15 protein-coding genes are annotated in these 12,325 nt (G+C 63.2%); 12 read left to right on the forward strand and 3 right to left on the reverse strand.

Going from position 1 to position 12,325, the window contains the following annotated elements; genetic code table 11:
* Window positions 1-73 precede the first annotated feature (73 nt).
* From hisB to coaA, 9 genes are read left to right on the forward strand one after another with little or no spacing between them, the layout of a single operon-like run.
* On the forward strand, window positions 74-673 hold the full coding sequence (gene hisB, locus AC1DYW_RS03115; RefSeq protein ID WP_352879363.1) for an imidazoleglycerol-phosphate dehydratase HisB: 600 nt from the start codon (window positions 74-76) through the stop codon (window positions 671-673).
* A gap of 4 nt (window positions 674-677) precedes the next feature.
* A complete protein-coding gene (locus AC1DYW_RS03120) occupies window positions 678-1,154 on the forward strand; it encodes a DUF2628 domain-containing protein (protein ID WP_477225082.1) in 477 nt (158 codons plus the stop codon).
* A 1-nt stretch (window position 1,155) separates the two neighbouring features.
* The gene (gene hisH, locus AC1DYW_RS03125; protein WP_477225083.1) at window positions 1,156-1,806 is read left to right on the forward strand and encodes an imidazole glycerol phosphate synthase subunit HisH; all 651 of its coding nucleotides are present in this window, start codon (window positions 1,156-1,158) and stop codon (window positions 1,804-1,806) included.
* 6 nt (window positions 1,807-1,812) lie between these two features.
* Window positions 1,813-2,103, forward strand: a complete 291-nt coding sequence (locus AC1DYW_RS03130) for a DUF1330 domain-containing protein (RefSeq protein ID WP_457150065.1) — start codon at window positions 1,813-1,815, stop codon at window positions 2,101-2,103.
* 3 nt (window positions 2,104-2,106) lie between these two features.
* Window positions 2,107-2,856 (forward strand): 1-(5-phosphoribosyl)-5-[(5-phosphoribosylamino)methylideneamino]imidazole-4-carboxamide isomerase, encoded by a 750-nt coding sequence (hisA, locus tag AC1DYW_RS03135; RefSeq protein WP_477225084.1) that lies wholly within the window; start codon window positions 2,107-2,109, stop codon window positions 2,854-2,856.
* Window positions 2,853-3,689 (forward strand): arginase family protein, encoded by an 837-nt coding sequence (locus tag AC1DYW_RS03140; RefSeq protein WP_477225085.1) that lies wholly within the window; start codon window positions 2,853-2,855, stop codon window positions 3,687-3,689. Before hisA ends, AC1DYW_RS03140 begins: the two co-directional genes overlap by 4 nt.
* The gene (gene hisF / locus AC1DYW_RS03145) at window positions 3,689-4,480 is read left to right on the forward strand and encodes an imidazole glycerol phosphate synthase subunit HisF (protein ID WP_095083224.1); all 792 of its coding nucleotides are present in this window, start codon (window positions 3,689-3,691) and stop codon (window positions 4,478-4,480) included. Before AC1DYW_RS03140 ends, hisF begins: the two co-directional genes overlap by 1 nt.
* A 33-nt stretch (window positions 4,481-4,513) precedes the next feature.
* Window positions 4,514-4,837 (forward strand): phosphoribosyl-ATP diphosphatase, encoded by a 324-nt coding sequence (locus tag AC1DYW_RS03150; RefSeq protein ID WP_477225086.1) that lies wholly within the window; start codon window positions 4,514-4,516, stop codon window positions 4,835-4,837.
* A gap of 24 nt (window positions 4,838-4,861) precedes the next feature.
* Window positions 4,862-5,821 (forward strand): type I pantothenate kinase, encoded by a 960-nt coding sequence (gene coaA / locus AC1DYW_RS03155; RefSeq protein WP_095083214.1) that lies wholly within the window; start codon window positions 4,862-4,864, stop codon window positions 5,819-5,821.
* 17 nt (window positions 5,822-5,838) lie between these two features.
* Here the strand turns inward: coaA and AC1DYW_RS03160 are convergent, their stop codons facing one another.
* From AC1DYW_RS03160 to AC1DYW_RS03170, 3 genes are all read right to left on the reverse strand, one after another.
* Window positions 5,839-6,486, reverse strand: coding sequence for an alpha-ketoglutarate-dependent dioxygenase AlkB family protein (locus AC1DYW_RS03160; RefSeq protein ID WP_477225568.1), 648 nt, complete (start codon window positions 6,484-6,486; stop codon window positions 5,839-5,841).
* A gap of 93 nt (window positions 6,487-6,579) precedes the next feature.
* Window positions 6,580-7,017: an alternative ribosome rescue aminoacyl-tRNA hydrolase ArfB gene (gene arfB / locus AC1DYW_RS03165; protein ID WP_457150070.1), complete on the reverse strand. Its 438-nt coding sequence runs from the start codon at window positions 7,015-7,017 to the stop codon at window positions 6,580-6,582.
* Between the two features lie 91 nt (window positions 7,018-7,108).
* On the reverse strand, window positions 7,109-8,719 hold the full coding sequence (locus tag AC1DYW_RS03170) for a phosphoenolpyruvate carboxykinase (protein WP_477225087.1): 1,611 nt from the start codon (window positions 8,717-8,719) through the stop codon (window positions 7,109-7,111).
* Between the two features lie 342 nt (window positions 8,720-9,061).
* On the opposite strand from AC1DYW_RS03170, the gene AC1DYW_RS03175 reads away from it, so the two are divergent.
* The 3 genes from AC1DYW_RS03175 to AC1DYW_RS03185 all read left to right on the forward strand — a co-directional run bounded on the left by AC1DYW_RS03175 (window position 9,062) and on the right by AC1DYW_RS03185 (window position 12,167).
* Complete coding sequence (locus AC1DYW_RS03175) at window positions 9,062-9,763, forward strand: response regulator transcription factor (protein WP_013528337.1); 702 nt, start codon at window positions 9,062-9,064, stop codon at window positions 9,761-9,763.
* Between the two features lie 143 nt (window positions 9,764-9,906).
* On the forward strand, window positions 9,907-11,691 hold the full coding sequence (locus AC1DYW_RS03180) for a stimulus-sensing domain-containing protein (protein ID WP_477225088.1): 1,785 nt from the start codon (window positions 9,907-9,909) through the stop codon (window positions 11,689-11,691).
* Window positions 11,688-12,167 carry an HPr kinase/phosphorylase gene (locus AC1DYW_RS03185; protein WP_477225089.1) on the forward strand — a complete coding sequence of 160 codons (480 nt, stop codon included), beginning with the start codon at window positions 11,688-11,690 and terminating at the stop codon, window positions 12,165-12,167. Before AC1DYW_RS03180 ends, AC1DYW_RS03185 begins: the two co-directional genes overlap by 4 nt.
* The last annotated feature ends 158 nt before the right edge of the window (window positions 12,168-12,325 follow it).

The raw sequence follows: 12,325 nt of genomic DNA on the forward strand, positions 1-12,325 counted from the left end.
GCTGCTAGAAGGCTTTCGTTTTCAAGCTGGCGAAGGCTTGGAACGCATCAAACCCTGGGACAAGGACAAGATCATGTCGCCCCGTTCCGCCGAAGCAAGCCGCAAGACCAAGGAAACCGATATCGCTGTATCGGTCCATGTCGACGGCTCGGGCAAGTCAGACATTTCGACGGGCGTCGGTTTCTTCGACCATATGCTGGATCAGCTGTCGCGCCATTCCTTGATCGACATGACGGTCAGGGCCAAGGGCGATCTGCATATCGACGACCACCACACCGTCGAGGACACCGGCATCGCGCTCGGCCAGGCGCTGGCCAAAGCACTCGGCGAGCGGCGCGGCATCATGCGCTATGCCTCGATCGACCTTGCCATGGACGAGACGCTGACGCGCGCGGCGATCGACGTGTCCGGCAGGCCGTTCCTGGTCTGGAACGTTTCCTTCTCGTCGCCGAAGATAGGCACGTTCGACACCGAACTTGTGCGTGAATTCTTCCAGGCGCTGGCACAGAATGCCGGCATCACGCTGCACGTCACCAACCACTATGGCGCCAACAACCACCACATCGCCGAGACCTGCTTCAAGGCGGTGGCACGTGCGCTGCGCACAGCGCTCGAACGCGACCCGCGCCAGCCTGACGCGGTTCCTTCCACCAAGGGATCGTTGAAGGGATAAGGTCATGGCCATCTATGTCGTGATGGAACCGCCCGGCCGCAGCGAGAAGGCCGACGCAACGGCCTTTGTCCGCGACGGCTTCACCTGGATCGGATTCCTGGTGCCGCCGCTCTGGTTTGCCTGGCATCGGCTGTGGATCGAAGCCGCGCTCGCCTTCGTCGTCGCGGCCCTGCTTTCATTGCTTGGCGAAAAGCTCGGCCTCGGCCTGACCGGTTCGTTGCTGTCGCTGCTGGTTTCGCTCTATGTCGGGTTGGAGGGGCAAGGGCTGCGCATCGCGGCACTTCGCCGCCGCGGCTGGCATGAATGGGGCGTGGTCGAGGCCGGTCGGCTCGACGATGCCGACGGGCGCTACGCGTTGGAGGCGGAAGCATTTTCGGATCAAGCCGTGCCGGCGCCGCGCATGGTCCCGGATGCCGCCTTGGCGCGCCCGGCGCAGCCGGGCATGGCGCTGGGGCTGACTCACATTCCGGGAAGACCCTGACATGCGGGTTGCGATCATCGACTACGGCTCGGGCAATCTGCGCTCGGCCACCAAGGCCTTCGAGCGCGCCGCGGGTGAAGCCGGCATATCGGCTGAAATCGACCTGACCGCCGACGCCGAACGGGTCCGCACCGCCGACCGCATCGTCCTGCCCGGTGTCGGTGCCTATGCCGACTGCGCGGCCGGCTTGCGCGCCGTCGCCGGCATGTGGGAAGCGGTCGAGGAAGTCGCGATCCTCAAGGGCCGGCCTTTCCTTGGCATCTGCGTCGGCATGCAGCTGATGTCGCAGCGCGGCCTGGAAAAGACCGTGACCCACGGCTTTGGTTGGATCGCCGGCGACGTCAAGCAGATCATGCCGGCCGATCCGGCGCTGAAGATCCCACAGATCGGCTGGAACACGATCGAACTCAAGCGTCAACACCCCCTGTTTGCGGGCATTCCGACCGGAAACAGCGGACTGCATGCGTATTTCGTGCATTCCTACCATCTGGATGCGCGGAAGTCCGACGAGGTTCTGGCGGTCGCCGACTATGGCGGCCCGGTGACGGCCACCGTCGCCCGCGACAATCTCGTCGGCACGCAGTTCCATCCCGAAAAGAGCCAGGCGCTGGGCCTGGCGCTGATCACCAATTTCCTACGCTGGAGGCCCTGAAGAATCATGAGCAAGAAGGGCTATTGGATGGCTATGATCGATGTTCGCGATCCCGAAATGTACAAGCAGTACATCGAGGCGAATGCGGTGGCCTTTGCGAAATACGGCGCGAAATTCCCGGTGCGGGCCGGTCGCTACGAGAATCCCGAAGGACCGACCGGCAACCGTCATGTGCTGGTCGAGTTCGAATCCTACGACAAGGCGGTCGAATGCTATCATTCGCCGGAATATCAGCACGCCTCGAAGTTCCGGCTCGCCGCCTCGACCGGCCATTTCGTCATCGTTGAAGGCGCCTGAAAATTGATCCTGTTTCCAGCCATCGATCTCAAGGACGGCCAGTGCGTGCGCCTGAAGCACGGCGACATGGCGACCGCGACCATCTACAACGACGACCCGGCCGCCCAGGCAAAAGCCTTCGAGCAACAGGGCTTCGAATGGCTGCATGTCGTCGACCTCAATGGCGCCTTCAAGGGCCAGAGCGTCAACAGCGCGGCGGTCGGAGCCATCCTCAAGGCGACCAAGAACCCGGTCCAGCTCGGCGGTGGCATCCGCACGCTGGAGCAGATCGAAGACTGGCTCGACCGCGGGCTCGCCCGTGTCATCCTCGGCACGGTGGCGGTGCGCGATCCCGATCTGGTCAAGCAGGCCTGCAAGGCTTTTCCTGGCAAGGTGGCCGTCGGCATTGACGCCAAGGGCGGCAAGGTCGCCGTCGAGGGCTGGGCCGAGGCATCGAGCCTCGGTGTTATCGAACTGGCGAAGAAATTCGAAGGTGCCGGCGTTTCCGCCATCATCTACACCGACATCGACCGCGACGGCGTGCTGACCGGCATCAACTGGGATGCCACCATCGACCTCGCCGACGCCGTGTCCATTCCCGTCATTGCGTCCGGCGGCCTCGCCTCGATCGCCGACATCGTGCGTATGACCATGCCCGATGCGCAAAAGCTCGAAGGCGCGATCTCCGGCCGGGCGCTCTATGACGGCCGCATCGATCCGGCGGAGGCGCTGGCGATCCTGCAAGGCAGGCCGGCGGTGGAGACGCAGCGGTGAAGATCTCCATCATCCTGGCGTCCTATGACAGCGGCCACTATCATGGCGGCATGGGCCAGGGTCCCGACGCGTTGATATCCGGCGGGCTGGTCGAAGCCCTGACCATAGCCGGTCATGACGTTGTCGTCGAAGACATAGGCAGGGTAGGCGACGTCCAGGAGCGCGAGATCGCCACCGGCTTTGCCGTCTGCAACGCGGTCGCGGCCATGGTTCGCCTTGCTCGCGACAGCGGCCGCTTTCCCATTGTTCTCTCAGGAAATTGCCTGACCAGCGCCGGCGCGGTCGCTGGCGAAGGTGCCGATGCGATCGTCTGGGCCGACCAGCATGGCGATCTCAACACGCCCGAGACATCCGTCTATGGCTTTCTCGACGGCATGGCGCTGGCGACCGTGCTCGGCCTGTGCTGGCGCCCGATGGCGGCGGCCATTCCCGGGTTCCAGCCGATCGATCCGTCACGTTGCGTGCTCGTCAACGCACGCGATCTCGATCCGGCTGAAAAACAGCTTCTCGAGACATTGCCGATCCTTCGAACGGAATGTCCTGGAGTGGCCCAGGCGACCGAAAAGCTGAAGGCCGCCGGCGCCAAACGCATTCACATGCATCTCGATCTGGACGTGCACGATCCGGAGGAACTGCAGGCCAACCGTTACGTCAGTTCGGGCGGGCCGAACCCGGAACAGCTGCGCGGCGCGGCTTGCACCATGGCGCTTGCGTTGCCGGTCGTCGGCATCACCGTTTCCGCCTACGATCCGGCCTTCGACGCCAAGGGCGATGTTCCACCGCTGGTCGGCCAGCTGCTCAACGATCTCATCGCCACGATAGAGGGAAGGTGATGCTGAAAGCCCGTGTCATTCCGTGCCTCGACGTCAAGAACGGCCGTGTCGTCAAGGGCGTCAACTTCGTCGATCTCATCGACGCCGGCGATCCGGTCGAGGCGGCCAAGGCCTATGACGCGGCCGGCGCCGACGAGCTCTGCTTCCTCGACATAACGGCTTCATCGGACAATCGCGAGACCATCTTCGACGTCGTCGCCCGCACCGCCGAACAGTGCTTCATGCCGCTGACGGTCGGCGGTGGCGTGCGCCAGGTCGCCGACATCAGGAAGCTGCTTTTGGCCGGCGCCGACAAGGTGTCGATCAACACGGCGGCGGTGAAGAACCCGGATTTCGTCGCCGAGGCCGCCGACAAGTTCGGCAACCAGTGCATCGTCGTCGCCATCGACGCCAAGAAAGTATCCGGCGCCGGCGAAGCCGACCGCTGGGAGATCTTCACCCATGGCGGGCGCGAAAAAACCGGCATCGATGCGGTCGAATTCGCTCGGCTGATGGTCGATCGCGGCGCCGGCGAGATCCTGCTGACCTCGATGGACCGGGATGGCACCAAGGCTGGCTACGACATCGCACTGACCCGCGCGATTGCGGATGCGGTGCGCGCGCCGGTCATCGCTTCCGGCGGGGTCGGCACGCTCGATCACATGGTCGAAGGCATCCGCGACGGTCATGCCGGCGCGGTGCTGGCCGCCTCTATCTTCCATTTCGGCACCTACACGATAGGGCAGGCCAAGGCGCATATGGCCCAGGCCGGGCTGCCGATGCGGCTGGACTCGCCCGCGGATCGGCCCTAGAGGCTTTCCGGCTAAGAAAAGGCTCTAGGCGCCATGACCGAGTTTTCGCTCTCCGATCTGGAAAAAATCGTCAGGGAACGCGCCCATTCCGGTGACCCGGAGTCTTGGACGGCAAAGCTGTTCGCACGCGGCATCGACAAGGCGGCGCAGAAGCTCGGCGAAGAGGCGGTCGAGACGGTGATTGCCGCCGTCAAGGGCGACAAACAGGCTCTCGTTTCGGAAAGTGCCGATCTTATATATCATTGGCTCGTCGTTCTCGGCATCTCAGGGGTTCCGTTGAGCGACGTGCTCAGGGAACTCGAAGACCGCACCGGTCGTTCGGGCATTGCCGAGAAGGCGTCACGGCCCAAGGGCTGACCGTGAGGGAGGGCAGGTATCTCGATGGATCAGCTCGCGCCGACCGAGAAATATTCTCCCTTTCGTTTCTTCTCCGCCGAGCAATGGTCGCAATTCCGCGCCGACACGCCGCTGACGCTGAGCGAGGATGAATTCCGCCGCCTGCGCTCGCTCAACGACCCGGTCGACCTCGAAGAGGTCAAGCGCATCTACCTCTCGCTGTCGCGGCTCTTATCTGCGCATGTCGAGGCCAGCCAATTGCTGTTCAGGCAGCGCCAGGCCTTCTTCAACGCGGTCGACGTGGAAAAGACGCCGTTCATCATCGGGATTGCCGGCTCCGTCGCGGTCGGCAAATCGACCACCGCGCGCGTGTTGAAGGAGTTGCTGGCGCGCTGGCCGTCGAGCCCCAAGGTCGATCTCATCACCACCGACGGCTTCCTGCTGCCCAACGAGGTGCTGCGCCGCGAAAACCTGATGGAGCGCAAGGGTTTCCCCGACAGCTACGATGTCGGGGCACTGTTGCGCTTCCTCTCGGGCATCAAGTCGGCGCAGCGCAATGTCCGGGCGCCCGTCTATTCGCACCTGACCTATGACGTCATTCCCGGCGAGTTCGTCACCATCGACCGCCCCGACATCCTGATCTTCGAAGGCATCAATGTCCTGCAGCCCGGCAAGCTGCCGCAGGACGGCAAGATCGTGCCCTTCCTGTCGGACTTCTTCGACTTCGCCATCTATATCGATGCCGACGAGAAGCTGATCCATCAATGGTACACCGCCCGTTTCATGCGGCTGCGCGAGACCGCCTTTCGCAACCCGGATTCCTTCTTTCACCGCTATTCGCAGCTCTCGGAGGATTCGGCCCGCGCCATCGCCGAAGGCCTTTGGACCAACATCAATCTGAAGAATTTGCGTGAGAACATCCTGCCGACGCGGGCTCGCGCCGACCTCATCCTGCGCAAGGGCGCCGATCACCTGATCGAGGAAGTGGCGCTCAGGAAGCTGTGATGACGGCGCCCAGCGCCTCAATCTCCCGAAACTTCGTTCCTCCCAGCGGGAGTTGGTTTCGTCACCCGCCGCAGCGTTAGATTGATGCGGCCGCCATTCTTCAGGAGTGCCGAGGTCGAGGGGTAGATGCGGTCGACGCCGTGAAAGCTGAGGCGTCCTTCGCCGCCGAGCACCACGACGTCGCCGCTTTTCAGCCGGAACGACTTCGTGCCGCCCTCACGCGTCGTCTGGCCGACCCTGAACAGGCAATCGTCGCCCAGCGAAACGGAAACCACCGGTGCCGAAAAATCGGCCTCGTCGCGGTCCTGATGCAGGCCCATTTTGGCCTCCGGGGTATAGAAATTGACCAGGCACGCTTCCGGCGGACGTGGGTAGCCCGACACCTGCCGCCACAGCTCGAGCAGCCCGTCCGGAATTGACGGCCACGGCAATCCGGTCACCGGATGCGTCGGCTGGTAGCGATAGCCATGCTCCTTGTCGGTGACCCAGCCGAGCGGACCGCAATTGGTCATCCGCACGCTCATCTCCTTGCCGGTGCGTGGCATCGCCGGCACGAACAGCGGCGCCTGCTGCACGATGCCTCTCACCGCCTCGACCAGCGTTTCCTGCATGGTGCGAGACAGATAGGCCGGCATGTGGCGGACGCCTTTGGGCAGGACGAGCATGAGGCTCAATCACATTGGTCGTGCGAAAACATGATGCCATGACGGGTCACCGTCAGCGACCCGAAAACCGTATCTCCAGACGCTTCCGACGGCTTAGTCGTCGCCGACCCGGCCGCGCAGTTTCTTGATCGTGCCGCGTCCGGCCTTGCTCTTCAGCCGCCGCTCCACCGCGCCCTTCGACGGCCGCGTCTTCTTGCGTGGCGGCGGTGGCGGCTCGGCGGCCTTGGCGACCAGCGCCGTGAGTCTTGCCCGTGCGTCCGCCCGGTTCTGTTCCTGCGTGCGGAAGCGGCTTGCCTCGATGACGATGACGCCGTCCTTGGTGGCACGCTGGCCGGCAAGCTTGATCGTCCGCTCGCGCACGCGCTCCGAAAGGCCTGCTGCGTTGGCCGCGTCGAAGCGCAGCTGTACCGCCGTCGCCACTTTGTTGACGTTCTGGCCGCCCGGACCGGACGAGCGGATGAAGTCCTCGTGCAGGTCGCCCGGATGGATCACCGCATCGTCGGCAATGATGATGTCGTCGTCGCTCGCCATGCCGCAGTCATGGCGCGGCGGATCGAAAAAGAAAAGGCCCGATCGAAACCGGGCCTTTCAACGACAGGCTGAGTTCAGCCCAATGACGTGATTACTCCGCCGCTTCCTGCATGCGTGGCGCGGCACCCAGCACTACGGCGTCGACATGGCTTTCGAATTTCTCGAAGTTGACGGCGAACATGCCGACCAGCCTTGTCGCCTGCCGGTCGTAACCAGCCTTGTCGGCCCAGGTCGACCGCGGGTCGAGAATGGCGCTGTCGACGCCGCGAACCGCCACCGGCACCTCGAAACCGAAATGAGGGTCGGTGCGGAACTCGGCCGCCTTCAGCGAGCCGTCGAGTGCAGCCGCAAGCAATGCCCGCGTTGCCTTGATCGGCATCCGCTTGCCGGTACCGTAGGCGCCGCCGGTCCAGCCGGTGTTGACCAGCCAGCAGTCGGCGTCGTGGTGGGCGATCAGTTCGCGCAGCAAATTGCCGTATTCCGAGGGATGGCGCGGCATGAACGGCGCGCCGAAGCAGGTCGAAAACGTCGCTTCGGGTTCGGTCACGCCCTTTTCGGTTCCGGCCACCTTGGCGGTGTAGCCGGACAGAAAATGATACATCGCCTGCGCCGGGGTCAGCCGGGCGATCGGTGGCATCACGCCGAAGGCATCTGCGGTCAGCATGATGATGTTTTTCGGATGATTGGCGCGTCCCGTCTTGCTGGCATTGGGGATGAAATCCAGCGGATAGGCGCAGCGCGTGTTTTCGGTGAGCCTTCCGTCGTTGAAATCCGGCACGCCGTCGGCGTCGAGCACGACATTTTCCAGCACCGTTCCGAAGCGCTGCGTGGTGGCGAAGATTTCAGGCTCGGCTTCCGCCGACAGCTTGATCGTCTTGGCGTAGCAGCCGCCTTCGAAATTGAAGATGCCGTGCGGTCCCCAGCCATGCTCGTCGTCGCCGATCAGCGTGCGCGACGGATCGGCCGACAGCGTCGTCTTGCCGGTCCCCGACAGGCCGAAGAAGACGGCGGCGTCGCCGCTCGCACCCTCATTGGCCGAGCAATGCATCGGCATCACGCCTTTCGCCGGCAACAGATAGTTGAGCATGGTGAACACCGACTTCTTCATCTCGCCGGCATAGGAGGTGCCGCCGATCAGCACGATCTTGCGCGTCAGGTCGACAGCGATCACCGTTTCGGTACGGCTGCCGTGGCGGGCGGGATCGGCACGGAACGACGGCAGGTCGATGATGGTCATCTCGGGCACGAAATGATCAAGCTCGGCGGCATCCGGGCGGATGAGCAGATTGCGGATGAACAGCGAGTGCCAGGCGAGTTCGGTAACCACCCGGGTCGGCAGTTTCAGCCCTGCGTCGGCGCCGCCGACCAGATCCTGCACGTAGAGATCCTTGTCCGCGGCATGCGCGCGGAAATCGGCAAGCAGAAGGTCGAACTGGGCCGGCGAGATCGCCTTGTTGTTGTCCCACCAGATATGCGGCTCGGTGGCGCCGTCGCGCACGACGAATTTGTCCTTGGGCGACCGACCGGTGTGCTGGCCGGTCTCGGCGACCAGTGCGCCATGTGCGGTGAGCCGGGCCTCGCCGCGCCGGATCGATTCCTCGTAAAGGGCTGCCGCGCCGAAATTATAGCGCACCACGCCGGTGGTCTTCAGGCCGATATGATCGATCGCACAGGCAGAATTGCGTTTTCCGACTTCCGACATCAAGTGTCCCTCTTCGTTTTCCGCGTCTTTGCCGGCGTATATTCCGGCATGCCCACAAGCAGGCTGAGATCGTCAGAACCAGAAAAGCCAAATGATATCAAATCATTAATCGATTTAAAAATTTTGAAAGTTGTTTAAATCGTTTATATGTGCGAAAACTTTGGTGGTTGCCCAAAGGATTGGCAGTGTTCGTTCGTCCAATCCATATCGGGGTAGGATTGTGGCCGCCGGCAAGCCGCGCGTGACAGCGGACAAGGCCTATGCCACATTTTGTACCTAATTTGTCCTGCAAAAGCCCCTTCTCTACGAAAGAAGGGACAGCTCATGAGGGAGCCGCTTGAAATGGCAACAATCGCGCTTGTCGATGACGACCGCAACATTCTGACATCGGTGTCGATCGCCCTCGAATCCGAGGGGTACCGCGTCGAGACCTACACGGATGGTGCGTCTGCGCTGGAAGGGCTGGCGGCACGCCCGCCGAACCTTGCCATCCTCGACATCAAGATGCCGCGCATGGATGGCATGGAACTGCTGCGCCGGATGCGCCAGAAGTCCGACCTTCCGGTGATCTTCCTGACCTCAAAGGACGACGAGATCGACGAATTGTTCGGCCTCAAGATGGGCGCCGACGATTTCATCCGCAAGCCGTTCTCGCAGCGTCTGCTGGTCGAGCGGGTGCGCGCCGTGCTGCGCCGTGCCAGTGCCCGCGAGGCCGCGGCAAAGACGCCCAGCCAGCAGGCCCGGTCGCTCGAGCGCGGCCAGCTGGTCATGGACCAGGAGCGCCACACCTGCACCTGGAAGGGCGAGCCGGTGACGTTGACCGTCACCGAGTTCCTGATCCTGCACTCGCTGGCGCAGCGACCTGGTGTCGTAAAAAGCCGTGATGCGCTGATGGATTCGGCCTATGATGAACAGGTCTATGTCGACGACCGGACCATCGACAGCCACATCAAGCGGCTGCGCAAGAAGTTCAAGGCCGTCGACGACGACTTCGAGATGATCGAAACCCTTTACGGAGTCGGATACCGGTTCCGCGAAGCGTAAGTCGATCCATGTCGCCCAAAGTGATCCCGGTTTTGGGATAACGACATGCGTCAAAGCAAGGTAATGCATGTCGCCCAAAAGTGGGCCCGGTTTTGGGACAACGACATGCATCAAGGCAAAGACTAGGCGGGAGCTGCTATTCGATGGCAGTGGAAGCACAGCGAGCAAGACCGGCGGGCGCTGCGAGGCGGCCGTCGCGTATCATGCCGTCATTCCTGTCGAAAATCACGGTGCCGATGCGCCGCTTCCTCGGCCATCATATCTTTTCCAGCCTGACGCGGCGTATCCTCTTCCTCAACCTCGCCGGCCTGGCCGTCCTTGTCACCGGCATCCTCTATCTCAACACCTTCCGTGACGGGCTGATCGACGCCCGGGTCGAGAGCCTGATGACCCAGGGCGAGATCATCGCCGGTGCCATCGCCGCGTCGGCGACGGTCGAGACGGATTCGATCAGCATCGACCCGGAAAAGCTGCTCGAGCTGCAGGCCGGGGAAAGCCTCGGGCCGGGCTCCGACCAGCTCGACAATCTCGACTTCCCGATCAACCCGGAACGTGTCGCGCCGGTGCTGAGAAGGCTGATCTCGCCGACCCGGACGCGCGCCCGCATCTATGACCGCGACGCCAATCTGCTGCTCGATTCGCGCCATCTCTATTCGCGCGGCCAGATCCTGCGCTACGACCTACCGCCAGTCGAAGAGGAAGAGCCCGATCTGGTCGAGCGCATCCAGAAATTCGTCTTCGATTTCTTCCGCAACACCGAACTGCCGGTCTATCATGAGCAGCCGGGCGGCAATGGCGCCGCTTTCCCGGAAGTGGTCAAGGCGCTCACCGGCAGCCCGTCGACCATCGTGCGCGTCTCGGAACAGGGCGAGCAGATCGTTTCGGTGGCGGTGCCGATCCAGCGCTTCCGCGCCGTCCTCGGCGTGCTGATGCTGTCGACCGAAGGCGGCGATATCGACAAGATCGTCGCCGCCGAGCGCAAGGCGATCCTGCGCGTGTTCGGCATCGCGGCGCTTGTCACCGCCATCCTGTCGATGCTGCTCGCTTCCACCATTGCCAATCCGCTTCGCCGGCTGTCGGCGGCGGCCGTGCGGGTGCGGCGCGGCGTCAAGAGCCGCGAGGAAATCCCGGACTTTTCCGACCGCCAAGATGAGATCGGCAATCTGTCGATCGCCATACGCGACATGACCAACGCGCTCTACGCCCGCATCGAGGCGATCGAAAGCTTTGCGGCTGACGTGTCGCACGAATTGAAGAACCCGCTGACCTCGCTGCGCAGCGCGGTGGAAACCTTGCCGCTGGCCAAGAACGACAATTCGCGCAGCCGGTTGATGGATATTATCCAGCACGATGTCAGGCGGCTGGACCGGCTGATCACCGATATTTCCGACGCCTCCCGTCTTGATGCCGAACTGGCGCGCGAAGATGCAGGCACGGTCGACCTGAAGAAATTCATCACCGATCTCGTTGCCGTTTCGCGTGAAGCCACGCGCAACAAGAAGGCCGTCGAGATCGAGTTCAAGGTCGCCAAGCTGCCGCAGGGCGTCAAAGGCTATGTGGTCGTCGGTCATGATCTGCGCATCGGCCAGGTCATCACCAACCTGATCGAGAACGCCCGCTCCTTCGTTCCCGAGGACCATGGCCACATCAGCCTGTCGCTGGCGCGCGCCGGCAAGTTCAACATCGTCACCGTCGACGACAATGGTCCCGGCATTCGCGCCGACAATATCGACCGCATCTTCGAACGTTTCTACACCGACCGGCCCGCAGGCGAGGCGTTCGGCCAGAATTCGGGTCTTGGCCTGTCGATATCCAGGCAGATCGTCGAGGCCCATGGCGGCACCCTGACCGCCGAAAATATCCCCGGCACCAAGCCCGGCGAAATCAAGGGCGCACGCTTCGTCGTGACACTGCCGGCAGAAGCATGATCCCGGATAAGATCGCGCCTGATCCGGTTGCGCAGCCAGAAAACATTCACGGAACCGCGATCCTGATCGGAGAGCGCGGCGTCCTTATCACCGGGCCGTCCGGAGCCGGCAAGACGACGCTGGCGCTGACACTCCTGGACCATTGCCGCGCGCGCGGGCTGTTCTCGCGGCTGATTGGCGACGACAGGCTGCTTGCCGCAGCCCGCGCCGGGCGGCTGGTCTGTCGCGTGCCGGCGACCATCGCCGGTCTCGCCGAAGTACCTGGGTTCATGCCGTGCCCGCTGCCGTTCGAGCCGGGCGGAGTGATCGACCTGCATGTGAGGCTGGTGCCAAAGGCAGACATGGCCCGTTTCCAGGAGGAAATAAGCGAGCCGGTCGCAGGCTGCCCGGTGCCGCGTATCGATCTTGCCGAGCGCAACGCCGCCACTGCCCTGCCCGCCGTGATGGCGCGGCTGTCGATCGCGCCTTTTCTATGATCCGCTTGGGATTTCTTGCTGCAATGCGTCAAAATGGCATGGGCCCGCGCAATTTGGGGCTTGTCAACCGGCCGCGCGTCGACAAGATAGCGCTCCCGCCGCCTGGAATGGCTGGCGAGCATAATATGCGCCTGTGAAGCGGCGATGACGGGAGCCAC

This window comes from Mesorhizobium sp. P2_D5, assembly GCF_056404355.1.

Bases quoted from the DNA above. Each gene is read 5' to 3' on its own strand.
- hisB (WP_352879363.1), top strand. From the start codon at position 74: ATGTCGCCCCGTTCCGCCGAAGCAAGCCGCAAGACCAAGGAAACCGAT.
- AC1DYW_RS03120 (WP_477225082.1), top strand. From the start codon at position 678: ATGGCCATCTATGTCGTGATGGAACCGCCCGGCCGCAGCGAGAAGGCC.
- hisH (WP_477225083.1), top strand. From the start codon at position 1,156: ATGCGGGTTGCGATCATCGACTACGGCTCGGGCAATCTGCGCTCGGCC.
- AC1DYW_RS03130 (WP_457150065.1), top strand. From the start codon at position 1,813: ATGAGCAAGAAGGGCTATTGGATGGCTATGATCGATGTTCGCGATCCC.
- hisF (WP_095083224.1), top strand. From the start codon at position 3,689: ATGCTGAAAGCCCGTGTCATTCCGTGCCTCGACGTCAAGAACGGCCGT.
- AC1DYW_RS03150 (WP_477225086.1), top strand. From the start codon at position 4,514: ATGACCGAGTTTTCGCTCTCCGATCTGGAAAAAATCGTCAGGGAACGC.
- coaA (WP_095083214.1), top strand. From the start codon at position 4,862: ATGGATCAGCTCGCGCCGACCGAGAAATATTCTCCCTTTCGTTTCTTC.
- AC1DYW_RS03160 (WP_477225568.1), bottom strand. From the start codon at position 6,486: ATGCTCGTCCTGCCCAAAGGCGTCCGCCACATGCCGGCCTATCTGTCT.
- arfB (WP_457150070.1), bottom strand. From the start codon at position 7,017: ATGGCGAGCGACGACGACATCATCATTGCCGACGATGCGGTGATCCAT.
- AC1DYW_RS03170 (WP_477225087.1), bottom strand. From the start codon at position 8,719: ATGTCGGAAGTCGGAAAACGCAATTCTGCCTGTGCGATCGATCATATC.
- AC1DYW_RS03175 (WP_013528337.1), top strand. From the start codon at position 9,062: ATGGCAACAATCGCGCTTGTCGATGACGACCGCAACATTCTGACATCG.
- AC1DYW_RS03180 (WP_477225088.1), top strand. From the start codon at position 9,907: ATGGCAGTGGAAGCACAGCGAGCAAGACCGGCGGGCGCTGCGAGGCGG.
- AC1DYW_RS03185 (WP_477225089.1), top strand. From the start codon at position 11,688: ATGATCCCGGATAAGATCGCGCCTGATCCGGTTGCGCAGCCAGAAAAC.